General features: G+C 69.1%; 26 protein-coding genes. 20 read left to right on the forward strand and 6 right to left on the reverse strand.

Translation table 11 applies throughout. The features are described 5' to 3' along the window. The first annotated feature begins 23 nt into the window (after positions 1-23). Positions 24-2,654 (forward strand): aminopeptidase N, encoded by a 2,631-nt coding sequence (gene pepN, locus UYS_RS0201715; protein WP_016853759.1) that lies wholly within the window; start codon positions 24-26, stop codon positions 2,652-2,654. A gap of 249 nt (positions 2,655-2,903) precedes the next feature. Here the strand turns inward: pepN and UYS_RS0201720 are convergent, their stop codons facing one another. Continuing rightward, positions 2,904-3,191, reverse strand: a complete 288-nt coding sequence (locus tag UYS_RS0201720; protein WP_016853760.1) for a hypothetical protein — start codon at positions 3,189-3,191, stop codon at positions 2,904-2,906. An 88-nt stretch (positions 3,192-3,279) separates the two neighbouring features. Next, positions 3,280-4,878 (reverse strand): cation:proton antiporter family protein, encoded by a 1,599-nt coding sequence (locus tag UYS_RS0201725; protein WP_016853761.1) that lies wholly within the window; start codon positions 4,876-4,878, stop codon positions 3,280-3,282. Between the two features lie 116 nt (positions 4,879-4,994). Between UYS_RS0201725 and yegS the strand changes: the two genes are divergently transcribed. The 3 genes from yegS to UYS_RS0201740 all read left to right on the forward strand — a co-directional run bounded on the left by yegS (position 4,995) and on the right by UYS_RS0201740 (position 7,207). Then, positions 4,995-5,960, forward strand: a complete 966-nt coding sequence (yegS, locus tag UYS_RS0201730) for a lipid kinase YegS (protein WP_237738411.1) — start codon at positions 4,995-4,997, stop codon at positions 5,958-5,960. Positions 5,961-5,988: 28 nt separating this feature from the next. Beyond that, positions 5,989-6,417: a VOC family protein gene (locus UYS_RS0201735; protein WP_016853763.1), complete on the forward strand. Its 429-nt coding sequence runs from the start codon at positions 5,989-5,991 to the stop codon at positions 6,415-6,417. Between the two features lie 70 nt (positions 6,418-6,487). Further along, the gene (locus UYS_RS0201740; RefSeq protein WP_016853764.1) at positions 6,488-7,207 is read left to right on the forward strand and encodes a hypothetical protein; all 720 of its coding nucleotides are present in this window, start codon (positions 6,488-6,490) and stop codon (positions 7,205-7,207) included. A 97-nt stretch (positions 7,208-7,304) separates the two neighbouring features. On the opposite strand, the gene UYS_RS0201745 is transcribed toward UYS_RS0201740, so the two are convergent. Beyond that, the gene (locus UYS_RS0201745; RefSeq protein ID WP_016853765.1) at positions 7,305-7,511 is read right to left on the reverse strand and encodes a cold-shock protein; all 207 of its coding nucleotides are present in this window, start codon (positions 7,509-7,511) and stop codon (positions 7,305-7,307) included. Between the two features lie 295 nt (positions 7,512-7,806). On the opposite strand from UYS_RS0201745, the gene UYS_RS0201750 reads away from it, so the two are divergent. Continuing rightward, positions 7,807-8,232, forward strand: a complete 426-nt coding sequence (locus UYS_RS0201750) for an NINE protein (RefSeq protein WP_016853766.1) — start codon at positions 7,807-7,809, stop codon at positions 8,230-8,232. 10 nt (positions 8,233-8,242) lie between these two features. Beyond that, a complete protein-coding gene (locus UYS_RS0201755) occupies positions 8,243-8,887 on the forward strand; it encodes a LysE family translocator (RefSeq protein WP_016853767.1) in 645 nt (214 codons plus the stop codon). Between the two features lie 110 nt (positions 8,888-8,997). Here UYS_RS0201755 and UYS_RS0201760 read toward each other — a convergent pair whose 3' ends face one another. After that, positions 8,998-10,947, reverse strand: coding sequence for a transglycosylase SLT domain-containing protein (locus tag UYS_RS0201760; RefSeq protein ID WP_016853768.1), 1,950 nt, complete (start codon positions 10,945-10,947; stop codon positions 8,998-9,000). 155 nt (positions 10,948-11,102) lie between these two features. Here UYS_RS0201760 and UYS_RS0201765 point away from each other — a divergent pair, with 155 nt between their 5' ends. The 7 genes from UYS_RS0201765 (at position 11,103) to UYS_RS0201795 (ending at position 18,828) form a co-directional block, all read left to right on the forward strand. Then, positions 11,103-11,420: a YkvA family protein gene (locus UYS_RS0201765; protein ID WP_016853769.1), complete on the forward strand. Its 318-nt coding sequence runs from the start codon at positions 11,103-11,105 to the stop codon at positions 11,418-11,420. A gap of 87 nt (positions 11,421-11,507) precedes the next feature. Continuing rightward, positions 11,508-13,412 (forward strand): molecular chaperone HtpG, encoded by a 1,905-nt coding sequence (htpG, locus tag UYS_RS0201770; protein WP_016853770.1) that lies wholly within the window; start codon positions 11,508-11,510, stop codon positions 13,410-13,412. A 341-nt stretch (positions 13,413-13,753) separates the two neighbouring features. After that, the gene (locus UYS_RS0201775) at positions 13,754-15,325 is read left to right on the forward strand and encodes a Re/Si-specific NAD(P)(+) transhydrogenase subunit alpha (RefSeq protein WP_016853771.1); all 1,572 of its coding nucleotides are present in this window, start codon (positions 13,754-13,756) and stop codon (positions 15,323-15,325) included. Between the two features lie 16 nt (positions 15,326-15,341). Continuing rightward, positions 15,342-16,784 (forward strand): NAD(P)(+) transhydrogenase (Re/Si-specific) subunit beta, encoded by a 1,443-nt coding sequence (locus tag UYS_RS0201780; protein WP_016853772.1) that lies wholly within the window; start codon positions 15,342-15,344, stop codon positions 16,782-16,784. Positions 16,785-16,891: 107 nt separating this feature from the next. Next, positions 16,892-17,992, forward strand: coding sequence for an NAD(P)H-dependent glycerol-3-phosphate dehydrogenase (locus UYS_RS0201785; protein ID WP_016853773.1), 1,101 nt, complete (start codon positions 16,892-16,894; stop codon positions 17,990-17,992). Continuing rightward, the gene (sixA, locus tag UYS_RS0201790; RefSeq protein WP_016853774.1) at positions 17,985-18,467 is read left to right on the forward strand and encodes a phosphohistidine phosphatase SixA; all 483 of its coding nucleotides are present in this window, start codon (positions 17,985-17,987) and stop codon (positions 18,465-18,467) included. The genes UYS_RS0201785 and sixA overlap by 8 nt, the downstream gene beginning before the upstream one ends. Positions 18,468-18,486: 19 nt before the next feature. Beyond that, positions 18,487-18,828, forward strand: a complete 342-nt coding sequence (locus UYS_RS0201795) for an antibiotic biosynthesis monooxygenase family protein (RefSeq protein WP_016853775.1) — start codon at positions 18,487-18,489, stop codon at positions 18,826-18,828. Here the strand turns inward: UYS_RS0201795 and UYS_RS0201800 are convergent. Then, positions 18,825-19,784, reverse strand: coding sequence for an AEC family transporter (locus UYS_RS0201800; protein WP_016853776.1), 960 nt, complete (start codon positions 19,782-19,784; stop codon positions 18,825-18,827). The genes UYS_RS0201795 and UYS_RS0201800 overlap by 4 nt on opposite strands. Before the next feature lie 243 nt (positions 19,785-20,027). On the opposite strand from UYS_RS0201800, the gene UYS_RS0201810 reads away from it, so the two are divergent. Genes UYS_RS0201810 through UYS_RS16690 form a run of 3 tightly spaced genes read left to right on the forward strand, consistent with a single transcriptional unit; the run spans position 20,028 to position 22,764 of the window. After that, entirely contained in the window at positions 20,028-20,843 is an 816-nt protein-coding gene (locus UYS_RS0201810) for an alpha/beta fold hydrolase (RefSeq protein ID WP_016853778.1), read from the forward strand. Next, complete coding sequence (locus UYS_RS0201815; protein ID WP_016853779.1) at positions 20,840-21,700, forward strand: alpha/beta fold hydrolase; 861 nt, start codon at positions 20,840-20,842, stop codon at positions 21,698-21,700. Before UYS_RS0201810 ends, UYS_RS0201815 begins: the two co-directional genes overlap by 4 nt. A 14-nt stretch (positions 21,701-21,714) precedes the next feature. Continuing rightward, on the forward strand, positions 21,715-22,764 hold the full coding sequence (locus tag UYS_RS16690; RefSeq protein ID WP_016853780.1) for a patatin-like phospholipase family protein: 1,050 nt from the start codon (positions 21,715-21,717) through the stop codon (positions 22,762-22,764). Positions 22,765-22,768: 4 nt separating this feature from the next. Here UYS_RS16690 and UYS_RS0201825 read toward each other — a convergent pair whose 3' ends face one another. Further along, entirely contained in the window at positions 22,769-23,344 is a 576-nt protein-coding gene (locus tag UYS_RS0201825; RefSeq protein ID WP_016853781.1) for a Smr/MutS family protein, read from the reverse strand. Positions 23,345-23,523: 179 nt separating this feature from the next. Here UYS_RS0201825 and prmB point away from each other — a divergent pair, with 179 nt between their 5' ends. The 4 genes from prmB to UYS_RS0201845 all read left to right on the forward strand — a co-directional run bounded on the left by prmB (position 23,524) and on the right by UYS_RS0201845 (position 26,678). Further along, the gene (prmB, locus tag UYS_RS0201830; protein WP_016853782.1) at positions 23,524-24,480 is read left to right on the forward strand and encodes a 50S ribosomal protein L3 N(5)-glutamine methyltransferase; all 957 of its coding nucleotides are present in this window, start codon (positions 23,524-23,526) and stop codon (positions 24,478-24,480) included. A 19-nt stretch (positions 24,481-24,499) separates the two neighbouring features. Further along, positions 24,500-25,585, forward strand: a complete 1,086-nt coding sequence (gene aroC / locus UYS_RS0201835; protein ID WP_016853783.1) for a chorismate synthase — start codon at positions 24,500-24,502, stop codon at positions 25,583-25,585. Between the two features lie 55 nt (positions 25,586-25,640). Beyond that, positions 25,641-26,036 carry a DUF6489 family protein gene (locus UYS_RS0201840; protein ID WP_016853784.1) on the forward strand — a complete coding sequence of 132 codons (396 nt, stop codon included), beginning with the start codon at positions 25,641-25,643 and terminating at the stop codon, positions 26,034-26,036. Between the two features lie 132 nt (positions 26,037-26,168). Further along, positions 26,169-26,678: a phasin family protein gene (locus UYS_RS0201845; protein WP_016853785.1), complete on the forward strand. Its 510-nt coding sequence runs from the start codon at positions 26,169-26,171 to the stop codon at positions 26,676-26,678. Positions 26,679-26,700 lie beyond the last annotated feature (22 nt).

Raw genomic sequence — 26,700 nt, forward strand, 5'->3', positions numbered from 1 at the left:
AATCTTCACAGGAGCCATCCTCGATGTCCGAACCCCAGCCGATCTACCTGAGCGATTATCGTCCCCCCGCCTACCGCGTCACCCACACCGAGCTGACCTTCGATCTCGATCCCGCGGCCACCCGGGTCAAGGCGCGCCTGCACGTGGAGCGCCATCCCGAGCGCGAGGCCGGCGAGCCGCTGGAGCTCGACGGCGAGCAGCTGGCGCTGAAGGCCATCGCCATCGACGGCCAGCCGCTGGGCGACGACGAGTACGCGCTGACCGAGCGCGGCCTGCGCATCGAGCGGGCCCCGGATCGCTTCCTGCTGGATACCGAGGTCGAGATCGCCCCCGAGGCCAACACCGCCCTGGAGGGGCTCTACCAGTCCGGCGGCATGTTCTGCACCCAGTGCGAGGCCGAGGGCTTCCGGCGCATCACCTTCTACCCGGATCGCCCCGACGTCATGGCGACCTTCTCCACCACCGTGATCGGCCGCGCCGACCGCGAGCCGGTGCTGCTGTCCAACGGCAACCCGGTGGAGCGCGGCGAGCTGCCGAACGGTCGTCACTTCGTGACCTGGGAAGACCCGCACCCCAAGCCCTGTTACCTGTTCGCGCTGGTGGCCGGCGATCTCGAGAAGGTCGAGGACCGCTTTACCACCCAGAGCGGCCGCGAGGTGACGCTGCAGATCTGGGTCGAGGAGGAGAACCTCGGCAAGACCGATCACGCCATGGCCTCGCTCAAGCGCGCCATGCGCTGGGACGAGGAGGCCTACGGCCGCGAGTACGATCTCGATCTGTTCATGATCGTGGCGGTCAACGACTTCAACATGGGCGCCATGGAGAACAAGGGGCTCAACATCTTCAACTCGGCGGCGGTGCTGACTCACCCGCACACCGCCACCGATGCCGCCTTCCAGCGTGTCGAGGGCATCGTCGCCCACGAGTACTTCCACAACTGGTCCGGCAACCGCGTGACCTGCCGCGACTGGTTCCAGCTGTCGCTGAAGGAGGGCTTCACCGTCTTCCGCGACCAGACCTTCAGCGCCGACACCAACTCCGCGCCGGTCAAGCGCATCGAGGACGTGTCCTTCTTCCGCACCGCCCAGTTCGCCGAGGATGCCGGCCCCACCGCCCACCCCGTGCGGCCGGACCACTACATCGAGATCGGCAACTTCTACACCCTGACCATCTACGAGAAGGGCGCCGAGATCGTGCGCATGCTGCGCAACCTGGTGGGCGGCGAGGCCTTCCGCCGCGGCAGCGACCTGTACTTCTCGCGCTTCGACGGCCAGGCGGTGACCATCGAGGACTTCGTGGCCTGCATGGCGGAGGCCTCCGGCCAGGACCTCGACCAGTTCATGCGCTGGTACTCCCAGGCCGGCACCCCGGAGATCGATGCCCACGGCGAGTACGACTATGCCAACGGCGCCTATCGCCTGCTGCTGCGTCAGCGCACTCCGGCCACGCCGGGCCAGCCCGACAAGGCGCCGCAGCACATCCCGATCCGCCTGGGCCTGGTCGGCACCAAGAGCGGGCGCGACCTGCGCCTGACCCTGGACGGCGAGACCCTCGGCACCGACGGCGTGATCCACCTGCGCGAGGAAGAGCAGGAGTTCCTGTTCACCGACGTGGAGGAGGCCCCGGTGCCGTCGCTGGCGCGCGGCTTCTCGGCGCCGGTCAAGCTCAACTTCCCCTATTCCCGCGAGGATCTGGCCTTCCTGCAGACCCATGACAGCGACGGCTTCAATCGCTGGGACGCCGGCCAGCGCCTGGCGCTGCTGGCGCTGGACGACCTCATCGCCGCCCACCGCAACGGCGTCGAGAAGGTCATGGATCCACGGGTGGTGGAGGCCTTCCGCGAGCTGCTCAAGCGCCAGACCGACGACAAGGCGGTGCTGGCCGAGATGCTCACGCTGCCCTCCGAGGCCTATATCGCCGAGCAGCAGCCGCTGGTCGACGTGGACGCCATCCACGCCGCCCGCCGGTTCGTGAAGCAGTCGCTGGCCACGGCTCTGCGCGACGACTTCCGGCGCCTCTACGAGGAGAACGTCAGCGACGCGCCCTACGCACCGGAGCCCGAGCAGATCGCCGCGCGCAGCCTCAAGAACGTGGCGCTGTCGTACCTGGTCAGCATCGAGGACGAGGAGGGCATCGAGCTGGCCCGCCGTCAGTTCGAGGCCGACCACAACATGACCGACGTGCGTACCGCCCTGACGCTGCTGGTGCACTCCAGCCGCGACGACTTGGCCGATCCGGCGCTGCGCGCCTTCGGCGAGAAGTGGGCCCACGACCCGCTGGTCATGGACCAGTGGTTCAGCGTCCAGGTCTCGCGCCCGCAGTCCGATGCCCTGGAGCGGGTCAAGTTCCTGATGGATCACCCGGCCTTCTCGCTGACCAATCCCAACAAGGTGCGCGCGCTGATCGGTGCCTTCGCCCAGAACCGGGTCAACTTCCACCGGCTCGACGGCGAGGGCTACAAGCTGCTGGCCGATGTGGTCATCGAGCTCAACCGCCTGAACCCCGAGATCGCCTCGCGGCTGGTGACTCCGCTGACCCGCTGGCGTCGCTTCGACGAGCCCCGTCAGGCGCTCATGAGGGGCGAGCTCGAGCGCATTCGTTCCGAGAAGCTCTCGCCGAACGTGTATGAGGTGATCGAGAAGGCCCTCGCGTAATCGCGACATTCGCTCGCGAGAACGACAAGACGCCGCCCGCAAGGGCGGTGTCTTGGTTTGACCAGCGGTAACGGCAGCGAAGCCTCGTCACGAGACCTTGCCCGAAACGTTGGCGAGCGAAGGCTAGACAAGGCAAAACTCAGCGAGAAGCCGGAGTTTACGAGCTGTAAATGAGGGCTTTGACCGGGCTCGCGCACGAGCTGATTTTTCACGCCGTATAGCCGAGCGCAGACACTTTTCTGGCATGGTCTAGTTGATCAGCCAGCTCAGCACGCTGACGCCCAGCAGCACCCAGATCAGGGTGGCGACCACGGCTCGACGGCGCAGGGCCGAGAAGGCCTTCCACAGCAGCCACAGGCCGAGCACCAGCACCAGCAGGCTGAGCAGGTTGGTGGGAATGCCGAGGCCCCCGGCGACGCCGCCGATCAGGCTGCTGGCGGCGTCGTCCAGGCCGCTCAGGCCGGCGCTGAGCGCATCGACGATGAAGCGGATGACGTGGCCGATGAACTGGCCGATCGCGGTGAGGAAGTCGTTCATGCGCGGGAAATCTCGAGACGAAGGGGCGTCGGGGATGGCGCGACATAGTAGCACGCCCGCCGGGGCGGGCGCGGTGGTTGCTGGCTGTCTAGCCGAGCAGGCTGGTGCGTGAGGTCAGCCCGGCCTCCTCGGCGGCGCTGTCGGCCAGCGCGCGGCCGGCCTCGTCGTAGACGTGGAAGACGGCGCTGGCGCCGAGCTCGCGGATCGGCTCGATCTCCTCGGGGTATTCCACCACCGCGGTGATGCGTCCGGGGAAGTGGCGCGAGCGCAGCTGTCGCAGGGCGGCCAGGTTACCGGCGTGGTGCGGCATGGCCAGCACCACCAGGCGCACCTCGGACGACATCAGCAGCTTGTCCCAGAACTCCGAGTCTACGGCGTCGCCCTCCAGGGCGTTGAAGCCCATGGCGGTGAGCCGTTCGATGCTCTTGGGGTTGCTGTCGATGCCCAGCACCTGCAGGCCATACTCCTTCTGCAGTCGCCGGTAGACGCCCTTGCCGATGCGGCCCATGCCCAGCACCACCGCCTCGGCGTCGCCGACCTCGATGGGACGGTCGCTGGGCGCCAGCTCGTGCTCGTCGATCTCGGGCAGGCGCGGTTCCAGCCAGCGATAGAAGCGCTCGCCGTAGCCGTTGACCACCGCCGAGGCGGCGAAGCTCAGCGCTACCGCCAGCGACAGCACCACCAGGAAACTCTCCGGCAGCCAGCCCTCGGCGGTGGCGATGGCGCCGACGATCAGCCCGAACTCCGAGTAGTTGGTCAGGCTCAGGGCGGTCAGCACCGAGGTGCGGTGGCGCATGCGGAAACGCATGAACACCAGCTGATAGAGCAGGCCCTTGAGCGGCAGTGCCAGCACCAGCAGCAGCGCGGTGCCGAGCAGCTCCCAGCTGGGCATGGCGGTCAGGCCCAGGCTCAGGAAGAAGCCCACCAGCAGCAGTTCCTTGAGGCTGAACATCGAGCGCGCCAGGGCCTGGGCGGCGGGGTGGGGGGCCAGCAGCAGACCGATGATCAGGGCGCCGAGGTCGCCCTTGAGCCCCACCGCCGAGAACAGCGCATAGCCCAGCACCAGCGCCAGCAGCATGCCGAACAGCATCTGCATCTCGCCGTGGCCGAGGCGGTCCAGCAGGGCGCGCAGCGCCGGGGCGAGCGGAATCAGCAGCAGCAGGCCCAGCGTCCAGGGGCTCGGCAGGCTGCCGGTGGAGGCGGTGAGGAAGACGACGGCGAAGATGTCCTGCATGATCAGCACGCCGATGGCCAGTCGGCCGTAGGCGGTCTGGCTCTCGCTGCGCTTTTCCAGCACCTTGACCACGAACACCGTGCTGGAGAACGACAGCGCGAAGCCCAGCAGGGCCAGGGTCGGCCAGCCGGCCTCGGCCAGCAGCGGCAGGCTCAGCCATTTCAGCAGCCCGAGCAGCGCCACCATGGTCAGGCTGGAGATCAGCATGTGCAGGGTGGCCCCGCCCCAGACGTCGCGGCGCAGCAGGGTGCGGATATCGAGCTTGAGGCCGATGCTGAACAACAGCAGGGTGACGCCGACATCGGCCACCAGCTCGAGCAGCGGGGTGGGGGTGAAGCCCAGCGCATTGAGCACGAAGCCGCCGGCCAGGAAGCCCACCAGGGGCGGCAGGCGCAGGCACATGGCGGCGAGGCCGCCTAGAAAGGCCGCCAGGAGAAAGGCCGGTGCGATCATGACAACTCCCTGTATCGCGATGGTCGAGGAAAGGGGCGGGAAGACAGACAGTGTAAGGAAGTCATAGAGTGAATGGGACTCATCCATCGAGCATGCCCGCCGAGCGTGAAGCGGCCATGACGACGATCAAGGAGAAGGAACGTGAGACCATGGCAACGCTGATCCTGAATGGTAAGTCGGCGCAGCTGCCGGCCGTGCGCCAGGCGGTGGGCGCCTGCCGCGAGGCCGGCGCCGCGCTGCGGGTACAGGTCACCTGGGAGGCGGGCGACGCCGAACGCATGGCCGAGCAGGCCGGGCGCGACGGCGTCGACCGGGTGATCGCCGGCGGCGGCGACGGCTCGATCAACGAGGTGGTCAACGGCCTGATGCGCCTGCCGGCAGAGGATCGCCCGGGGCTCGGCCTGATGCCGCTGGGCAGCGCCAACGACCTGGCCTGCGGCCTGGGGCTGTCCCTGGAGCCGGCGGCGGCGCTGCAGGCGGCGCTGTCGCTGCCGCTGCGGCCGGTCGACGTGCCGAGTCTCGACGGCCAGCACTTCCTCAACATGGCCACCGGCGGCTTCGGTGCCGAGATCAGTTCCTCGACGCCCAAGAGCCTCAAGCGGCTGCTCGGCGGCGGGGCCTATTCGCTGATCGGTGCCCTCAAGGCCTGGCAGTACCGTCCCTACCCGGTGCGGCTGCGCTGGGCGGAGGGCGAGCGTGAGGCGTCGCTGTTCGTGCTGGCGCTGGGCAACGGCACCCGCTCCGGCGGCGGTCAGCATCTGACCCCCGAGGCGCGCATCGACGATGGCCTGCTCGACGTGCTGATCCTGCGCGACTTCGCCTCGCTCGGCGACATGGCGCGGATGCGTCGCGAGCTGCAGCGACGCCCCGGGGAAGGCACCTTCGTCGAGACCTTCCGCACCCCCTGGCTCAGCGTCGAGGCGGACACCGACCTGCCGCTGACCCTCGACGGCGAGCCCTGCCATCGCCGCGCCTTTCGGGGCGAGGTCGCGCCGGGAGCGCTGTCGCTGGCGCTGCCGGACGAGTGTCCGCTGCTGTCGACGCCGGTGACTGGCCAGCCGGCGTCGGGCCGGGCATCATGACATGATCCTGGCTCATGGAGGTGCATGCATGTTGACTCCCTTTCATCTCGCCATGCCGGTTCGCGATCTGGCAGAGGCGCGGCGTTTCTACGGCGATCTGCTGGGCTGCCCCGAGGGGCGCAGCAGCGACACCTGGATCGACTTCGACCTCTACGGTCATCAGTTCGTCTGCCATCTCGATCCCTCCCTCGGCGAGTCGCCCAGGGACACGCATCGCAATCCGGTCGACGGGCACGGCGTGCCGGTGCCGCACTTCGGCGTGGTGCTGGAGATGGACGACTGGGAGGCGCTGGTCGACCGGCTGACTCATGCCGGCATTCGCTTCGAGATCGAGCCCTACGTGCGCTTCGCCGGCGAGCCCGGCGAGCAGGCCACCATGTTCTTCCGTGATCCCAGCGGCAATGCCATCGAGTTCAAGGCGTTCCGCGACATCGAAGGCCAGCTGTTCGCGCGCTGAGCCGCGCCTTGCGGCGCCGGGCCCCCTTTGGTGCAATGACACGTGACACCCATCGAAGAGAAGGAAGGCCATGATCCCCTGGAAACCGCTCGTTCTGGCGGTCACGCTTGCCCTGGCAGGCTGCGGCAACGATGAGGGCGAGCCGAGCGACGAGACCGCGCCCGCCGGCGACGCCACGAACCCCGCGCCTGCCGTCGAGGAGGGGAGTGCCTCCCAGGCCGACACCGCGATGCCGAGCCAGGCCGACGGCGCCGACGCGGCATCCGATGCCGACGCGTCCGTCGAGGACGAGGCCACGATGCCGGAGGCCACGGCCGAGGAAGCCGCGCCGGCCGGTGAGCCCGAAACCGCCGACGCCGTGCCCGCGGGCGAGATGGCGCCGCCCTCCGAGCAGGAAACCGAGGCCGAGGTCGAGCAGATCCTGAAGGACACCGAGCGTCGCTTCGAGGAGGCCAAGCAGAACATCGACAGCCAGTACGAGGAGGTCTCGCGGCAGACGCCCGACGAGGCGTCGCTGCCGGAGATGGACGCCACGGACGCGAGCGAGCTGGACGAGGCCCTCGACGCCGAGCCGATGTCGACGGACGGCATCGCGCCGACCYCCGATCCCGAGGTCGAGGCGATCCTCGAGGAGACCGAGCGCCGCTTCGAGGAAGCCAGCCGCCAGATCGACGAGCAGTTCGAGCAGGCCGAGCAGGGCGTGCCGAGCGAGATCCGCGAGTCGACCCGCGCGGAGCAGGAGCGCGTCGCCTCGCCGGACGGCGAGACCGCCGGCGGCGACGCGCCCTGATGCATGAGCGCCCACGAAAAAGGCCCGCCGGAAGGCGGGCCTTTTTCTTGTCGAACCGCCGGCCACACCGGCGGTTCGATCGTCGTGTCGGTCGAGGTTACTCGGCGACGCGAACGTTGGAGGCCTGAAGGCCTTTCTTGCCCTGAGTCACTTCGAAGGAGACCTTCTGGCCGTCCTGCAGGGACTTGAAGCCTTCAGCCTGAATTTCGGAGAAGTGGACAAACAGGTCATCACCGCCGTCTTCCGGAGAGATGAAGCCGTAGCCCTTGGTGTCGTTGAACCACTTGACAGTGCCAGTTGCCATTGTCGATTTYCTTAACAAACTAAATATTGATGCTGGGTCGTATTGGCCGTGAGACCACGGCACGAGCCCGTCTTGCGTGGGCAGACAAAGAAGAAGTGCGCACCGGGTGCATCGAAGGAATCGAAGTACAACTGACGACTTTCTACTTGCTAACCTACGCAGCGGATAGTGCATCAGCACCAGGGTTGCGTCAACATCGTGGCGCAGTGAAACTGGTGCCTCCGCCCGCTAGGTCAATGTAGCCACTCCGTTCCCTGGCGTCCAGCGACCTCAAGGGCATCGACGAGACTTTTCCATGGAACACACACGTATCGCTTCGCAGGATACGCACAGCAAGGTGGTCGGCTATCTGCTTTGGCTGTTCGGCTTCCTCGGTGCGCACCGCTTCTATTACGGCAAGCCGGTCACCGGCACGATCTGGTTCTTCACCCTCGGGCTGCTCGGCATCGGCTGGCTGATCGACCTGTTCCTGATTCCGTCCATGGATCGCCAGGCCGACCTGCGCTTCCAGGCCGGGCCCACCAATTACACCCTGGCCTGGCTGCTGCTGACCTTCCTCGGCGCCTTCGGCGTGCACCGTTTCTACTTGGGCAAGTGGGTCAGCGGGCTGATCTATCTGTGCACCCTGGGACTGTTCGGCCTGGGGGTGCTCTACGACTTCTGGACGCTCAACGACCAGATCTCCATGCGCCACGCCAAGCGCGGCGTGTTCGGCGGGTGAGGGCGACCTGATGTGGTTCGACGCCCAGTTCTGGCCCTTCCTGTTGGCCATCACCCTGCTCAGCATCACCCCCGGCGTGGACACCCTGCTGGTGATCCGCAATACCGCCCGCGGCGGCGTGCGTGACGGCGTGCTGACCAGCCTGGCGATCTGCGCCGGGCTGTTCGTGCATGCCACCGTCTCGGCGCTGGGGATCTCGCTGATCCTGCTGCAGTCGGCCTGGGCCTTCTCCGCGCTCAAGCTGGCCGGCGCCGCCTATCTGGTCTGGCTGGGGATCGCCAGCCTCTGCGAGGCGCGCCGCGGCCAGGGCCTGCCGGTGGCGGCGGTGGACGGCGAGCGCCAGCGGGTGCCGGCCTGGCGGCCGCTGCGCGAGGGGCTGCTGTCCAACGTGCTCAACCCCAAGACGGTGGTCTTCTACATGGCCTTCCTGCCGCAGTTCATCGCCCCGGGCGATCCGGCCCTGGCCAAGTCGCTGTGGCTCGCCGGCGTGCACTTCGTGATCGCCAACGTCTGGCAGATCGCCGTGGTGCTGCTGGTCGGCCGGGCCGGCCGCTGGCTGGCGAGCCCCGTGCTCGCGCGCTGGCTCAACGGTCTCACCGGCGGCGTGCTGGTGGCCTTCGGGGCCAAGCTGGCGCTGACCCGGTCGCCGGCCTAGCGCTGACCCGGGCGCCGACATAGCGCTGACCCACCGGTTCGGCATCGGGCCCTTGAATGAGAAGGCCCGCCATTCGGCGGGCCTTCTCGATGACGGGCCGGGCAGGAACCTCAGCGGCGTGCCAGCAGCGAGCCGTTGTAGTCGTCCTGGCGCTCCGCCGGCGTCAGCATGGCCACGCCGCGGGTGTCGCCGTCGTTGGCCAGGCTCTCGAAGATCACCCGGTAGGCCAGCACCGCTTGCACATAGCGGCGCGTCTCGCGGAAGGGGATCGACTCGACGAACAGGTCGAACTGCTGCGGGGCGTCGCGCAGCCAGCGGTCGACCCGCCCGGGGCCGGCGTTGTAGGCGGCGGTGGCGGCCAGGCGGTTGCCGCGATAGCGCTCGATCATCTCGCCGATATAGGCGCTGCCGAGGCGAATGTTGATCGCGGGCTCGAGCACTCCGAAGCGGCCCGGGTCGGCCATGCCGAGCTTGCGGCTGACCTGGCTGGCGGTACCCGGCATCAGCTGCATCAGGCCGCGGGCGCCGACCGGCGACAGGGCTTCCGGATTGTAGGCGCTCTCGCGCCGGGCGATGCCCATCAGCAGATAGGGGTCGACGTCGTGGCGCCGGCCCCACTGCAGGAAGTCGTCGCGATAGGCCTCGGGGAAGCGCCATTCCAGGGCGTCCCACAGCTGGGCGGCGATGGTGGTCTGGACCAGCCGGGCGGGCCAGTCGCGGCGCGAGGCGTAGTCGGCCATCGCCATGGCCCGGTCGGGGGAGACGCGAGCCGCGGCGGCATACCACTCGCTGTTGGCCAGGCCCGGCTCGCCGATGCGCAGCAGCGCCTCGGTGCGCTGGACCGCCGGCAGGGCGGCGATTTCCTGGCGACGGGCCTCGTCGACCGAGGTGTCGGCCCGGTTCAGGGCGTAGGGCTGGTCGAGGTGGTCGGCGGCGGCGAAGCCATAGAAGCTGCGCTGTTCGGCGGCGCGGGCGTAGGCCGCGTTTGCGCCGTCGTCGCCGAGCTGTTCCAGGGCGCGGGCCTGCCAGTACTGCCAGCGGGCATCGCTGGCCTCTTCGGCGGGCAGGCGATCGGCCCAGGCCAGCACGCCGCCCCAGTCGCGGTCGGCCAGGGCGACCCGGATGCGCAGCACGGTGAGGTCGGTGTCGTCGAGGCGCGGCAGCACGCCGTCGACCCAGTCACGGTTGGGGCCGACGTCGCGCACCAGCGAATAGAAGGCCAGGTCATGCTCGATCTCGTGGCGATGGGCCTCGTCGATGCCGAGCTGCGGCGACAGCCGGCGCCAGGCCGCGAGCGCCGCCTCGGTGTCGGCGCGGGTGTAGTCGTGCATGGCGGCGGCGAACAGCGCGCCGCTGCCGCGGCAGTCCGGTCCGATGCAGCTCGGCACCCGGGTGATCGCCGACAGGTCGTCGTCGAGGCGTTCCAGGGCGGCTCGGGCGCCGGCCCAGTCGTCGCTCAGCTGGCGGCCGAGGTAGCCGACCATGCCGGTTTCGCCGGCCTGCCAGGCCAGGGTGAGACGCTCCCACACCTGCTCCGGGCCGATCTCCCCGCGGGCGCGCAGGGTGTTGAACAGTGGATCGCAGGCGTCCGGCTGCGAGTGGCCGGCCCGCCACAGCGCGCGGCCGCCCTCGGCGGCGGTGGCCGGATCGCTGCCGAGCAGGGCGGCATAGTAGTGGCACTGGCGCGCGGTGCCGCCGGGCTCGCCATCGGCCACCGCCAGCAGGTCCTGGTAGCGGCCGGCCTCGCCGTAGGCCGAGATGGCCTGACCGCGCATCCAGCCGGCCAGCGGCGAGTCGGCGTTGGCGTCGATGAAGGCCTGCACCTCGCGGGTCGTGGCGCCGGGCAGTCGTGCCTTGAGGCGGTGATAATCGACATAGCCGGCCAGCGCGTGGTCGGCGATGGCGGCCCGGTCGATGGCCTGCCAGTCCTTGTCGCGCGCGGCCTGGAGGGCATCGCGCATGGCGTCGTCACCGGACTGGGCCTGGCCGGCGGTCGGCAGGCACAGCAGGGCGGCGGTCAGCAGGGGCTTCCAGGGGATGCGGAACGGGGTGCTGGGCATCGTGTCGCCTCTCGAAGGGGGTGCGTTGAGCGGGTTCCCATGGTCGCCCATGGCGCGGCGCTTGAGTAGTGTCGCTCGGGGCCGACGGCTGGCATTCGGCCGGAACTGTCCTCATTCTGTAGTGGTGAATCCGAGACTCGGCAAGGAGAGCGCCCATGGCCCGCCCCGATGGTTCCCCGCCGCTCACGCGCATCAAGCGACGCGCCGGCGTCTTCCTGCGCATGCGCCGCGCCCTGCGCTGGTTCCCGCCGATGCTGGCCGACGTGGTGCGCGGGCGCTATCGGCCGGTGCCCTGGTCGGCGCTGCTGTGGATGCTGGTCGCCCTGATCTACCTGGTCTCGCCGCTGGATCTGATTCCGGACGTGCTGCTGGTGGTCGGGCTGGCCGATGATGCGATGATCGTCGGCTGGCTGCTGACCCGGGTCGACCGGGCGCTGGAGGACTATCGCGCCTGGCGCGAGAAAGACGGTTGAAAAACCTTCGCCGGTCCCCATATCGACGGTATCCAAGCCATGGGTGGCCTCGCCACCGCCGAACCGTCGACAAGGGGTCCGCAAGAGATGACCACTGCTACTCGTGAAGAGACTCTCGGCTTCCAGACCGAGGTCAAGCAACTGCTGCACCTGATGATCCACTCCCTGTATTCCAACAGGGAGATCTTCCTGCGCGAGCTGATCTCCAACGCCGCCGACGCCTGCGACAAGCTGCGCTACGCCGCGCTGGACAACGACGCCCTCTACGAGGGCGACAGCGAGCTGCGCATCGAGATCGAGCACGACGCCGAGGCCGGCACCGTGACCGTGCGCGACAACGGCATCGGCATGAATCGCGACGAGGTGATCGAGAACCTCGGCACCATCGCCCGCAGCGGCACCGCCGAGTTCCTCAAGCAGCTCTCCGGCGAGCAGCAGAAGGACGCCCGCCTGATCGGCCAGTTCGGCGTCGGCTTCTATTCCGGCTTCATCGTCGCCGACGAGGTCACCGTGCGCACCCGCAAGGCGGGCACCGACCAGGGCGAAGGCGTCGAGTGGCACTCCCGCGGCGAGGGCGAGTTCAGCGTCGCCGACATCGAGCGCGAGGTCCACGGCACCGAGATCGTGCTGCACCTCAAGGAAGACGCCGGCGAGTTCGCCGACGACTTCCGCCTGCAGAACCTGGTGCGCAAGTACTCCGACCACATCGAAGTGCCGGTGCGCATGCCCAAGGTCGAGACCGCCCGCGACGAGGACGGCAACGAGATCGAGGGTAGCGAGACCGTCAGCTGGGAGACCGTCAACGAGGCCACCGCGCTCTGGGTGCGCCCCAAGAGCGAGCTCACCGACGACGAGTACAAGGCCTTCTACAAGCACGTGGCCCACGACTTCAGCGATCCGCTGACCTGGAGCCACAACAAGGTCGAGGGCAAGCTCGAGTACACCAGCCTGCTCTACGTGCCGGGCCGCGCCCCGTTCGATCTCTACGAGCGTGACGGCGCCCGCGGCGTGAAGCTCTACGTGCAGCGCGTCTTCATCATGGACGACGCCGAGCAGTTCCTGCCGCTCTACCTGCGCTTCGTGAAGGGCGTGCTGGACACCCGCGACCTGTCGCTGAACGTCTCCCGCGAGCTGCTGCAGCAGGACCCGCAGGTCGAGAAGATCAAGAGCGCGCTGACCAAGCGTTCCCTCGACATGCTCAAGAAGCTGGCCAAGGATCCCGAGGCCTACCAGACCTTCTGGAACACCTTCGGCAGCGTGCTGAAGGAGGGCCCGGCGGAGGATCACGCCAACCGCGAGAAGATCGCCGGCCTGCTGCGCTTCTCCAGCACCCACACCGACAGCGCCACCCAGGACCAGTCGCTGGCCGACTACATCGGGCGCATGAAGGAAGGGCAGGAGAAGATCTACTACATCGTCGCCGACGGCTTCAACGCGACCAAGAACAGCCCGCACCTGGAGATCTTCCGCAAGAAGGGCATCGAGGTCCTGCTGCTCCACGACCGCATCGACGAGTGGCTGATGAGCCACCTCACCGAGTTCGAGGGCAAGTCGTTCGTCGACGTGGCCAAGGGCGACCTGGACCTCGGCGAGGTCGAGGACGAGGACGAGAAGAAGGCCCAGGAAGAGACCGCCAAGGCCAAGGAAGACTTGGTCAAGCGGGTCAAGGAAGCGCTCGGCGACGAGGTCCAGGAGGTCAAGGTGACCCATCGCCTGACCGACTCCCCGGCCTGTGTGGTGCTGCCCGAGCACGAGATGGGCTACCAGATGCGCCGCATCATGGAAGCCGCCGGCCAGCCGCTGCCCGAGGTCAAGCCGATCCTCGAGCTGAACCCCGAGCACGCCCTGGTGGCGCGCCTCGAGGGCGTCGAGGGCGACGGCTTCGCCGATCTGTCGCGGATCCTGCTCGACCAGGCGATCATCGCCGAGGGCGGCCACCTCGACGACCCGGCGGCCTACGTCAAGCGCCTCAACGCCCTGTTGAGCGCCTGATAGCGCCGCCCGAAGCCCGTGCCGTCCAACGGGGCGGCATCCAGCACGCGCCGATCACCTCCGAGGTGGTCGGCGCGTTTTTTTTCTGCATGCCGGCTGTTGTGGATCGCCGCCTGCCCGTCATCCGGTGCCCGATCGGCCCTGGTCGAGGAGGTGCCGTCGTGCCGCGCCTCGTCGCTTGACCTTTACGTCAACGTTACTATGAAACGGCCGATTTTCAACGACATATCGTTTCCGACAGCGACGCTCCCATGGCCGTCATGCGGGTTGAGATTCCGATCTGGCTGGGCAAGACTGCGGTGTTTTGAAAGTTTCAATAACGCCAAAACGGGAGATCCAACGTGAAGATTGGTGCACCCAAGGAGCATGCCTCCGGGGAGGCGCGTGTCGCCCTGACCCCGGAAAGCGCGCAACAGATCCAGAAGCTGGGACACGAATGCCTGATCGAGAGCGGCGCCGGTGCGGCCGCCGGTTTCGATGACGACGCCTACCGGTCGGTCGGCGTCACCGTCGTCGACGGTGCCGAGGCCCTGTGGAACACCGCCGAGGTGGTGGTCAAGGTCCGCGAGCCCGTCGAGGAGGAGGTCGGCTACCTCGGGAAGGGCAAGACCCTGATCTCGTTCTTCTGGCCGGCCCAGAACGAGCCGCTGCTCGAGCGCTGCCGCGACACCGGCGCCAACGTCATCGCCATGGACATGGTGCCGCGCATCTCGCGGGCCCAGAAGATGGATGCCCTGTCCTCCACCGCCAACATCGCCGGCTATCGCGCGGTGATCGAGGCCGGCAACCAGTTCGGGCGCTTCTTCACCGGCCAGGTGACCGCCGCGGGCAAGGTGCCGCCGGCCAAGGTGCTGATCGTCGGCGCCGGCGTCGCGGGGCTCGCCGCCATCGGCACCGCGACCAGCCTGGGCGCGGTGGTGCGCGCCTTCGACGTGCGCCCCGAAGTGGCCGAGCAGATCGAGTCCATGGGCGCCGAGTTCCTGTTCCTCGACTTCGAGGACAGCCAGGACGGCTCCGGCAGCGGCGGCTATGCGGCGCCGTCGAGCCCCGAGTTCCGCGAGAAACAGCTGGCGCTGTTCCGCGAGCAGGCCCCGGACGTCGACATCGTCATCACCACCGCGCTGATTCCCGGTCGCCCCGCGCCCAAGCTGTGGCTCGAGGACATGGTCAAGGCCATGAAGCCGGGTTCGGTGATCGTCGACCTGGCCGCCGAGAAGGGCGGCAACTGCGACCTGACCGTGCCCGACGAGCGCGTGGTCACCGACAACGGCGTGATCGTGGTCGGCTACACCGACTTCCCGTCGCGCATGGCGACCCAGGCCTCGCTGCTCTACGCCACCAACATCCGCCACATGCTGACCGACCTGACGCCGGAGAAGGATGGCGTCATCGATCACAACATGGACGACGACGTCATCCGCGGCGCCACGGTGGCCTATGAAGGCGACATCACCTTCCCGCCGCCGCCGCCCAAGGTGCAGGCGATCGCCGCGGCCAAGCCCAAGCCGAAGGAGCCGGAGCCCACGCCGGAGGAGAAGAAGGCCGCCGAACACGCCGCCTTCGTCTCCCAGACCAAGCGTCAGGCGACGCTGCTGGGCATCGGCGGCGCGCTGATGCTGCTGCTCGGCCAGGTGGCGCCGGCGTCGTTCATGTCGCACTTCATCGTCTTCGTGCTGGCCTGCTTCGTCGGCTTCCAGGTGATCTGGGGCGTCAGCCACTCGCTGCATACCCCGCTGATGGCCGTGACCAATGCCATCTCCGGGATCATCGTGCTCGGGGCGGTGCTGCAGATCGGCTCGGGGAGTGTCCTGGTGAGCCTGCTCGCCGGCATCTCGGTGCTGATCGCCACCATCAACATCGTGGGGGGCTTCCAGGTCACGCGCCGTATGCTCGCCATGTTCCAGAAGTCCTGAGGCCGGAGATCAAGAGATGTTGAGTCAAGGATTCGTATCCGCCGCCTCGATCGCGGCAAGCGTACTGTTCATCCTCTCGCTGGGGGGCTTGAGCAACCAGGAGAAGGCCAAGCGTGCCGTCTGGTACGGCATCATCGGCATGGGCGTGGCCGTCTTCTTCACCGGCCTCGGGCCGGGCATCGGCGGTTACTGGTGGATGCTGCCGATGATGGCCATCGGCGCCGTCATCGGCGCCTATCTGGCCAAGAAGGTCGAGATGACCGAGATGCCGCAGCTGGTCGCGGCCCTGCACAGCTTCGTCGGCCTGGCCGCGGTGTTCGTCGGCTTCAATGCCGATCTGGAGCGGCGCCGGGTGCTGGCCGCCCAGCTCGCCGAGCAGGGTACCGAGGGCTTCTCCGCCTTCGCCGCCCTGGTGGCGCACAAGACGCCGGCGGAGCTCACCTTCCTGCAGATCGAGGTGGTGCTCGGGGTGTTCATCGGCGCGGTGACCTTCACCGGCTCGGTGATCGCCTTCGGCAAGCTGGCCGGCAAGGTCGACGGCAAGCCGAAGCAGCTGCCCGGCGGCCACCTGCTGAACGCCGCTGCCGCGGCCGCCTCCGTGGGTCTGGCGGTGCTCTACCTCAACGGAGCGGGCGTCTGGACCCTGCTGCTGCTGGCCCTGCTGGCGTTCTTCATCGGCTACCACCTGATCATGGGCATCGGCGGCGCCGACATGCCGGTGGTGGTGTCGATGCTGAACAGCTACTCCGGCTGGGCCGCGGCGGCCATCGGCTTCACGCTGTCCAATGACCTGCTGATCGTCACCGGCGCCCTGGTGGGCTCCTCGGGCGCGATCCTCTCCTACATCATGTGCAAGGCGATGAACCGCAACTTCGTCAACGTGATCCTGGGCGGCTTCGGCGGCAGCCAGGGCCCGGCGGCGGAGATCGAGGGCGAGCAGGTCGCCATCGACACCGCCGGTGTGGCCAGCGCGCTGAACGACGCCGACAGCGTGGTCATCGTGCCGGGCTACGGCATGGCGGTGGCCCAGGCGCAGAACGCGGTCAGCGAGCTGACCCGCAAGTTGCGCAGCGCCGGCAAGGAAGTGCGCTTCGGCATCCACCCGGTCGCCGGCCGCCTGCCGGGGCACATGAACGTGCTGCTGGCCGAGGCCAAGGTGCCCTACGACATCGTGCTCGAGATGGACGAGATCAACGACGATTTCGCCAGCACCGACGTGGTGATCGTCATCGGCTCCAACGACATCGTCAATCCGGCCGCCCAGGAAGACCCCAACAGCCCGATCGCCGGCATGCCGGTATTGAAGGTCTGGGAAGCCAAGAACGTGTTCGTCTGCAAGCGTGGTCAGGGCACCGGCTACTCCGGCATCGAGAACCCGCTGTTCTTCAAGGAGAACACGCGGATGCTCTACGGCGATGCCCGGTCGAGCATCGACACCCTGGTGCCGCTGATCGACTGATCGGCTTGTTCGGGCCGCCCCGGTGGCCCGACGCCAGGTGCCAAGACGCCCCCACTGGGGGCGTTTTTCGTTACAATCGCCGGACCATTTCCACTCCCGGGGCGACCATGTCCGACGATCGCAGCAATCCTGATCGCAGCAGCGATGATCGCAGTCAGCGGGTGGCGGTGCTCGGTGGCGGCAGCTTCGGCACCGCGCTCGCCAGCATCGCCGCCGACAACGGCTTCGAGGTGCGCCAGTGGCTGCGCGACCCCGCGTTGGTCGAGCAGATCAACCGCGAGCATCGCAACGGCCGCTACCTGCCTGACTACGCCATCAATCCCGCCGTGAAGGCCTCCAGCGCCTTCGAGGACGTGCTGCCCGGTGCCGGCCTGGTGCTGGTGGCGATTCCGTCACAGGCCTTCCGTCAGGTGGTCCGTCAGGCGCTGCCCTGGCTGACGCCCTCCCAGATACTGGTCAGCACCACCAAGGGCATCCAGGAGGACGGCTTCAAGCTGATGAGTCAGCTGCTCGAGGAAGAGACCGGCTTCGCGCACATCGGCGTGCTCTCCGGCCCCAACCTCGCCACCGAGGTGGCCGAACGTCAGCTGACCGCCACGGTGATCGCCAGCGATGATCCGCTGACCCGCACCCGGGTGCAGACGGCGCTGGGCTGCGACTACTTCCGCGTCTATGCCAGCAACGACCGCTACGGCGTCGAGCTGGGCGGGGCGCTCAAGAACCTCTATGCCATCGCCGCCGGCATGGCCGCGGCGCTGGGCATGGGCGAGAACACCCGCAGCATGCTGATGACCCGAGCGCTGGCCGAGATGAGCCGCTTCGCCGTGTCCCAGGGCGCCAATCCCATGACCTTCCTCGGCCTGGCCGGGGTCGGCGACCTGATCGTCACCTGCTCCTCCAGCCGCTCGCGCAACTACCGGGTCGGCTTCGCGCTCGGCGAGGGCCGCACCCTCGACGAGGCCGTCGAGGCGCTGGGCCAGGTCGCCGAGGGCGTCAACACCGTGCGCCTGGTGCGCGACAAGTCCCGCGCTGAGGGCGTCTACATGCCGATCGCCGAGGGGCTCTACCAGGTGCTGTTCGAGGGCGTGCCCGCGCGCGAGATGGCGCGGCTGCTGATGCGTGGCGAGCAGAGCAGCGACGTGGAGTTCGTGCTCTCGCGCGAGAACGTCCAGCAGGATCATCGCGACACCGGAGGCCCGCATGGCTGAGCCGCTGCTGATCATGCGCCACGGCGAGGCGGGGGCGGGCAGTCCCGATGCCTGCCGTGAGCTGACCGCCCGGGGCCTCGCCGAGGCCGCCCGCATGGGCACCTGGCTGGCCGGGCGTGAGGATCTCGATCTCGCGCGCCTGCGGCTGGCGGCGAGTCCGTATCGACGGGCGCAGCAGACCGCCGAGCGCGTGGGCGAGGCGCTCGGCGTGCCGGTGGAGACGCTGCCCTGTATCACTCCGGATGATCCGCCCCAGGCGGTGGTCGACTGGCTGCTCGAGCAGGACGACGACCGCCCGCTGCTGCTGGTCAGCCACATGCCGCTGGTCGGAGCGTTCACCGGGCTGCTGGTCGAGGGGCGCGGCGATCGCGGCCTCGGCTTTCCCACCGCCGCCGTCGCCGAGCTCGATGCCGAGGTGCGGGCCGCCGGCTGCGCGCGGCTGCGTCGTTTCACGTCACCCGCCGACATCACCTGAGAGAAGGACGCGCCGAACCATGAGCTACATCGTCAACAACCGCATCCACGTGAATCCGGGCTTCGAGGACGAGTTCGAGGCGCGCTTCCGGGCCCGCGCCGGCGAGATCGACAAGCAGCCGGGGTTCGTCGCCATGCGCGTGTTGCGCCCCCAGGGCAACCAGGCCCCCTACGTGGTGGAGACCGAGTGGGAGAGCCAGGCGGCCTTCCGCGCCTGGGTGGGCAGCGACGACTTCAAGCGTGCCCATGCCAACCCGCTGCCGGCGGAGGCCACCGCCGAGGGCGGCGGGATCGAGCAGTTCGAGGTGGTCGAGGGCACCCTGGCCGGCGCCTGCCGCTTTACCGAGCGCGCGATCCGCTAGATGAGGCCCGCGGCGCGCAGGCTGAAGATCCCCAGCGTCACCGTGACGCTGGCCATCAGCGTCGTCATGGCGATGATGTTGGCGGTCAGGGTCTCGTCGTTGCCCATGGCCTTGGCCATCACGAAGGCGGCCGCCGCGGTGGGGCTGGCGAAGAACAGGAACAGCACGCCCAGGGGCGGGCCCGAGAAGCCCGCCAGCACCGCCAGCAGCGTCGCCACGGCGGGTACCACTACCATCTTGGCCAGGCTGGCGCTGACGGTGGTGCGATAGCCCTTCTTGAGTGCGCGGGTGGACAGGGTCGCGCCGATGCAGATCAGCGCCAGGGGCAGGGTCAGCGAGGCGAAGTAGTCGCCGGTGGTGGTCAGCCAGGCGGGCAGCGACACCTCGAGGATGGCGAAGGGCACGCCCGCCAGCACGCCGAGAATCAGCGGGTTGGTGACGATGTTGCGCACGATGTTGGTCCAGTCGACGCCCTTGCCGCCTTCCTCACGGGGCTGGTAGGTGGCCAGCACGATCACCGACAGCACGTTGTAGGTCAGGATCACCACGCCCAGCAGCAGGCCGGCCAGCGACAGCCCGGCGTCGCCGTACATGCCGGCCGCCAGGGCCAGCCCCACGATGCCGCAGTTGCCGCGGAAGGCGCCCTGGACGTAGACGCCGCGCAGCGGCCGCCGCACCCGCAGCAGCGCCCAGCCCCAGCTGCCGGCGAAGCTCAGCAGGGTGGCCAGGGCGAAGAACACCAGCATCCAGGGATCGAGGGTGGCCTCCAGGTCGGCGCCGGCCATGCCGAAGAACAGCAGGGTCGGCAGGGTGCCGCGGAAGACCAGCTTGGAGGCCGTGTTGACGAAGGCCTGGTCGATCCAGTGGAAGCGCTTCAGGCCGATGCCGATGAAGACCATGGCGAACACCGGCAGGGTGATGTTCAGCGTCGAGAGAAAGATGTCGATCAGTGACATGAAGGCGTCCGATGCAGGATAAGACCAGCTCGCTTCAGCGGGCCAGCCACAGGCCGACCACGATGGCGGCGATCACGGTGGCGAAGAACAGGCGGTTGCGCAGGCGGGTATCGCGGGGCGGCTTGTGGGGATTCACGCGGGACTCCGTTGGAGGGGGTGGCCGAAAGACGACTTGGCGGCCCATGGTATTCTCGTTAGCCTGCCATCGCCACTCGCGCCCCGCGCCTCGACACGGATGATGCCATGCGCCGACACGCCCCCGTTGCCCCCTCACCGCTGGTCTTCGCTCATGCCAACGGCTTCCCGGGCCAGAGCTACCGCAGCCTGCTGGCGCCGCTGGCCGAGCGCTTCGACCTCCATCCCCTGGACCGGCTCGGCCACCACCCCGACTTCCCGGTCGGCCACAACTGGCTGGCGCTGCGCGACGAGCTGCTCGAGCATCTCGCCGCATTCGACGAGCCAGTCATCGGCGTCGGCCACTCCATGGGCGGCGTGCTGATGGCCATGGCCGCGGAGCAGGCGCCGGAGCGCTTCCGCTGCGTGGTGATGCTCGACCCGCCGCTGATGCTGGGCTTCGATGCCCTGGCGATGAAGGCGGTCAAGCGCCTGGGGCTGACCGACCGCTTCACGCCGGCGGGCCGCACCGTCGGCCGCCGCGACAGCTGGTCGAGCCCCCAGGCGATGCGCGATTACCTGCGCCGTCGGCGGCTGTTCCGGCACTTCACCGACCAGGCCCTCGACGACTACGTGGAGGGCGGCACCCGCACCCTGGATGACGGCCGCGTGGTGCTGCTGTTCGACCCCGATATCGAGGTGGCGGTGTTCCGTCATCTGCCCGATCACCTGGACGAACTGCCCGATCTGCTGCGGGTGCCGGTGGGCGTGCTGGCCGGCGGCGAGTCCGACCTGCTGACGCCGCACCGCTGCCGGCGGCTGAAGCGTCGCGGCGTGCGCCTGGCCGAGGTGCCGGGCGGCCACATGTTCCCCATGGAGCATCCCGACGCCACCCGGCGTGCCCTGACGACGATGATCGACGAGATGCTGGAGACCACGCCATGACGGCGCCGGAAGCGCTGCGGCTGGCCGACGGCCGCCTCGCCGCCCTGGCCTGGGGAGACGCATCGGCGCCGACCTGGCTGGCGCTGCACGGCTGGCTCGACAACGCCGCCAGCTTCTCGCGGCTCGCCCCGCCGCTGGTCGAGCGCCTGGGCATTCGCCTGGTGGCGATGGACTTTGCCGGCCACGGCCATTCGTCGCCGCCGCCGGGCGGGGCCGACGTGGCGCTCTGGGACTACTGCCACGACGTGCTCGATGTCATGGAGGCCCTGGGCCTCGAGCGGACCACGCTGCTCGGCCACTCCATGGGCGCCGGCGTGGCCTGCCTGCTGGCCGCCGCCATGCCGGAGCGCGTCGCGGCGCTGCGCCTGATCGACGGACTCGGCGTGCTGACCACCGAGGCCGCTGAGGCGCCGACGCAGCTGCGCAAGGGGTTGCGGGCCCATCGGCGGCCGGTGTCGCGGGCGCCGCGCTATCCTGATGAAGAGAGTGCCGTGGCGGCCCGGGTGGCCGGCGGCGTCACCCCGATCGATGCCGAGACCGCCCGCCCGCTGGTGAGGCGCAACCTGGCCGAGGAGGGCGATGGCCATCTTCGCCTGCGCACCGATCCGCGCCTGCTGCGGGCGTCGCCGGTGCGCTTCACGCCCGAGCAGGCGACGGCCATGCTGGCGGCGATCCTCTGTCCGGTGCTCTGCGTGGAGGGGGAGGCGGGGATCCTCGGCGAGCGGGAACGGGCGCAGCGGGCCCGCGCGGCGGTGGGCGACCTGCAGCGGCGCGTGCTGCCGGGCGGGCATCACCTGCACCTGGAACCGGACCGGGTGGCGGCGGTGGCCGAGGCGATCGTGGCCGGCCAGGCGTGACGGGGGGGCGAGCGATGAACGCGAGACGGGAAAGCGAGGGTCGGCGGGTCTCGCTGACGCTGGGCAGCGGCGGCGCCCGGGGCTATGCCCATATCGGCGTGATCGAGGAGCTGGAGGCACGCGGCTACGAGGTGGTGGCGCTGTCGGGGTGCTCCATGGGCGCGCTGGTGGCCGGCGTCTACGCGGCCGGGCAGCTCGATCGCTACAAGGAGTGGGTGTGTCGGCTCGACTACTTCGACGTGCTGCGGCTGGTGGACGTCTCCTGGAGCCCGATGGGGGCCATGAAGGCCAGCAAGGTGATGAGCAAGCTCGACGAACTGATCGGCGATATCCGCCTGGAGGACCTGTCGATCCCGGTGACCACCGTGGCCACCGACCTGATCCGTCAGCGCGAGGTGTGGTTCCAGGACGGCCCGCTGCTCGAGGCGATCCGCGCCTCCATCGCCGTGCCCGGCGTGATCACCCCGGTCCATCGCGGCGACCAGGTGCTGGTCGACGGCGGGCTGCTCAATCCGCTGCCGATCATGCCGACCGTGTCCACCCACGCCGATCTGGTGATGGCGGTCAACGTCACCGCCCAGAGCTCCCAGCCGGTCACCCTGGAGGCGCTGCTGCCGCCGGAGGAGGCGGCCGAGGAGCAGGCCCGCGAGGTGGCGCGGGACAAGGGCGCGGTCGACTTCGGCGGCTGGATGGAGGGCGTGCGCGGTGCCACCCGGCGGCTGTTCGGCAACGGCAGCGAGGGCGAGCCCGCCGATGCCGTGGAGCCTGAGCCGGGGCGCCGCGCCTGGGGGCGGCTGGACATGATCCTGGCGTCCTTCGACATCGCCCAGGCGGCGCTGGCCAAGTACAAGGTGGCGGGCTATCCGCCGGACGTGCTGATCGAGGTGCCGAAGACCGTGTGCGGGGCCTACGAATTCCATCGCGCCGAGGCGCTGATCTCGCTGGGGCGGCACCTGGCCCGGGAAGCGCTCGACCGCCGCGAGCAGGGGCTCGGTCGGGTCTCCGGGCCGGAGGTGGTGGAGGCGCGGCCGCTGTCCGCGGACGACCGCGGCGAGGAGGAATAGCGCCTCAGCGGCCGTCGCGCTGGCGCCTCAGCATCACGTAGACCGCGCCGGTGCCGCCGTCGGCCTCGGTGGCCGAGCAGAAGGCCAGCACGCTGGGCCACTCGCGCAGCCAGGCGTTGACGTGGCTCTTGATCACCGGGTAATCGGCCTGGCCGGTCCAGGCCTTGCCATGCACCACCAGCACGCAGCGGGCGCGGTTGGCGGCGGCATCGGCGAGGAAGGTCTCCAGCTCGGCGCGCGCTTCCTCCAGGGTGTAGCCGTGCAGGTCGAGCCCCGCCTCCCAGGCGAGCTGGCCGCGCTTGAGCTGCTGGCGGTCGCGATAGGGCATGTCCGGCAGGAAGAAATCCAGATACTCCGAGGGGCGCACCGCTTCCACCCGGCCGTCGGAGGTGCGACCGCTGGCGGCGTCCTCGCTGGCCGAGGTGGCCGCCTCTCGCCGCGCCCGGGCGGCCTCGTCGGCGCGCCGGGGGCGCCCCGGGTCGGCTCGGTTGCTCGCGAGCGGACGCACGCCGGCGTCGCTCAGGGCCTGGCGGAAGGCGCTGATCTCGTCGTCGTCGGGGCGGTGGCGGCGTCGGCTCATGGGGGCTCTCTCGAGGCTCTCTGGCGGTGGCAGGGGAAACGAGGCGATGACGACGCGTCGGCCTCGGCGGGCGCGTCGCGAGAGACTCGAGTATACCGGCCCTGACGTGGCTGTGAACCGCCGCCGCGGTTACAATCACGGGCCTTGCCGCTTTCCAACCGTCAACCACAGGATGTCTCGTGGCCGAACCTTCCGCTTCCTCGTCCGCTTCGACCCTGACGCTCTCCGATGAGGCCCTCGCCGAGGGGCTGATCACGCTCAGGGACTGCCTGCGCTGGACCGCCAGCGAGTTTCACCTGGCCGGCCTGCACTACGGGCACGGCACCGACTCCGCCTGGGACGAGGCCGTGGCGCTGACGCTCGGCGCCCTGCACCTGCCGTGGGACGTCGATCCCGGGGTGCAGGATGCCCGCCTGCTGCCCATGGAGCGTGCGCGCATCGTGGCCCTGGTGCGCGAGCGCATCACCAGCCGTCGCCCGCTGCCTTACCTGCTCGGCGAGGCCTTCTTCGCCGGCCTGCCGTTCAGCGTCGACGAGCGGGTGCTGATTCCGCGCTCGCCGATCGCCGAGCTGATCGAGCACGGCTTCGGCGCCTGGTTCCCGATGGAGCCGCCGGCGCGGGTGCTCGACCTGTGCACCGGCTCGGGCTGCATCGGCCTGGCCACCGCCCTGTACCTGGCGACCTGCGAGGTCGACCTGGCCGACATCAGCCCCGAGGCGCTAGCGGTGGCGCGGCAGAACATCGCCCGCCATGACGTCGCCGACCGGGTGCGGGCCGTCGAGTCGGACCTGTTCGCCGGCCTCCAGGGCGAGCGCTACGACCTGATCGTCTCCAACCCGCCCTACGTGGACGCGCGCGATCTGGCCACCATGCCCGCCGAGTTCGGCCACGAGCCGGGCCTGGCGCTGGGCGCCGGCGACGACGGCCTGGACATCGTGCGGCGCATCCTGCGCGAGGCCCGCGACCATCTGACCGACGACGGCGTGCTGATCGTCGAGGTCGGCAACTCCGATCGCCACCTGGAGGCCGCCTTCCCCGAGGTGCCCTTCCTGTGGCTGGAATTCGAGCGCGGCGGCCAGGGCGTGTTTGCCCTCACCGCCGCGGAACTCGACGCCCATGCGGCGTCCTTCAGCTGAGCAGTCAAGAGGCACGCCCATGTCCGGCAATACCTTCGGCAAGTTGTTCACCGTCACCACCTTCGGCGAGAGCCACGGCCCGGCGCTCGGCGCCATCGTCGACGGCTGCCCGCCGGGCCTGCCGCTGACCGAGGAGGACCTGCAGCGCGACCTCGACCGTCGGCGTCCCGGCTCTTCGCGCCATACCACCCAGCGTCAGGAGCTGGACCGGGTGCGCATCCTGTCCGGCGTCTTCGAGGGCGTGACCACCGGCACCTCGATCGGCCTTGTGATCGAGAACACCGACCAGCGCTCCAAGGACTACTCGAAGATCAAGGACCAGTTCCGCCCGGCCCACGCCGACTATACCTACCAGCACAAGTACGGTATCCGCGACTATCGCGGCGGCGGACGCTCCAGCGCCCGCGAGACCGCCATGCGCGTGGCGGCCGGGGCCATCGCCAAGAAGTACCTGGCGAGCCAGGGCATCACCATCCGCGGCTACATGAGCCAGCTCGGCCCCATCGCCATCGACTTCAAGCAGTGGGAGGCCGTCGAGCAGAACCCCTTCTTCTGCCCCGATCCGGACCGGGTGCCTGAGCTCGAGGCCTACATGGACCAGCTGCGTCGCGATCAGGACTCGGTGGGGGCCAAGGTCTCGGTGGTCGCCGAAGGCGTACCGCCGGGGCTCGGCGAGCCGGTGTTCGACCGGCTGGACGCCGAGCTGGCCCACGGGCTGATGAGCATCAACGCGGTCAAGGGCGTGGAGATCGGCGACGGCTTCGCCGCGGTGGCAAGTCGCGGCAGCGAGCATCGCGACGAGATGACCCCGGAGGGCTTTCTCTCCAACCATGCCGGCGGTGTGCTGGGCGGCATCTCCAGCGGCCAGGCGATCGTCGCGCATCTGGCGCTCAAGCCGACCTCCAGCATCACCACGCCGGGGCAGTCCATCGATCTGGACGGCAATCCGGTGGAGGTGGTCACCAAGGGGCGCCACGATCCCTGCGTGGGCATTCGCGCCACGCCGATCGCCGAGGCCATGATGGCCCTGACCCTGCTGGATCATCTGCTGCGCCATCGCGGCCAGAACGCCGACGTCAGCGTGAGCACGCCGCGGCTGTCCTGAGGCCACGACTGCTACACTGATCGGCACAGCCACCCATCTTCGACAAGGCGGTCATATGAAGATCAACGTCGAGTTCGACCTGACCCCGGACGAGTTTCGCCGCGCCCTGGGCCTGCCCGACGTGGAGGCCTTCCAGCAGGAGCTGCTGGCGCGCATCCAGAAGCAGATGGAATCCGGCGTCGAGGGCTACGACCCCATGAGCCTGATGCAGCCCTTCCTGCAGCAGTCGATGTTCCAGCAGCCCGGCTTCCAGCAGGGGCTGTCCCAGGGCCTGGCCAGCTTCGGCAACTACCAGCAGATGATGCTCGACATGCTCAGCAAGGCCGCCGCGGGAAACCGTGGCGGGGAGGGCGGCAGCGCCGGGGGTGACCCGGGCGGTGGTGCCGAGGGTGGCTCGGGCGGCGGAGCCTCGGCCGCCAGCGCCCGCTCCCGGGGCAAGCGCGAGGGCTGATGCCGCGCGCGGCTCGCGCGCTTTTCCAGCGGGACTCGACGCCTGTCATGCGCTTGCAACGGCAGGCGTGCAAGACTAGTCTTTGTGCAGTGCAGCACGGCTTTCGTCAGCATTCCCTCGGGAGGAGCGACCATGCAGGACAAGACGTTCGATGCCTTCAACGAACAGACCCGCCAGTTCTTCGAGCCCATGCGCAAGCTGAACTCGCTGATGCTTCAGAACATGGAGCGCGTCAGCGAGTACCAGATGGAGTCCCTCAAGCGCTACAGCCAGATGGGGACCGAGCGCCTGCGCGACGCCACCGAGATCAACGATGCCGAAAGTCTGCGCGACTTCGGCACCCGCCAGGCCGAGATGATGAACGCGCTCTCCCAGCAGATGCTGGAGGATGCCCGCACGCTCGGCGAGATGAGCCTCAAGTTCAAGGCCGAGCTCGAGCAGCTCTACACCGAATCCGGACAGGCCTTTGCCGAGCAGGCCGGCCAGGCCGCCGAGGCGGCCAAGCCTGCCGCGGCGGCCGCCAAGCCCACGGCGACCGAGAAGCCCGCGGCGGCGGAGAAGCCCGCCGCCGAGAAGCCGGCGCCGGCCAAGTCCACCAGCCAGGCCACGCGCAAGCGCAGCAGCGGCGGTAGCGCCAGCTGATCGTACGACCCGCTATGTGATG

It is taken from the genome of Halomonas smyrnensis AAD6, from assembly GCF_000265245.1.
Taxonomy (GTDB): domain Bacteria; phylum Pseudomonadota; class Gammaproteobacteria; order Pseudomonadales; family Halomonadaceae; genus Halomonas; species Halomonas smyrnensis.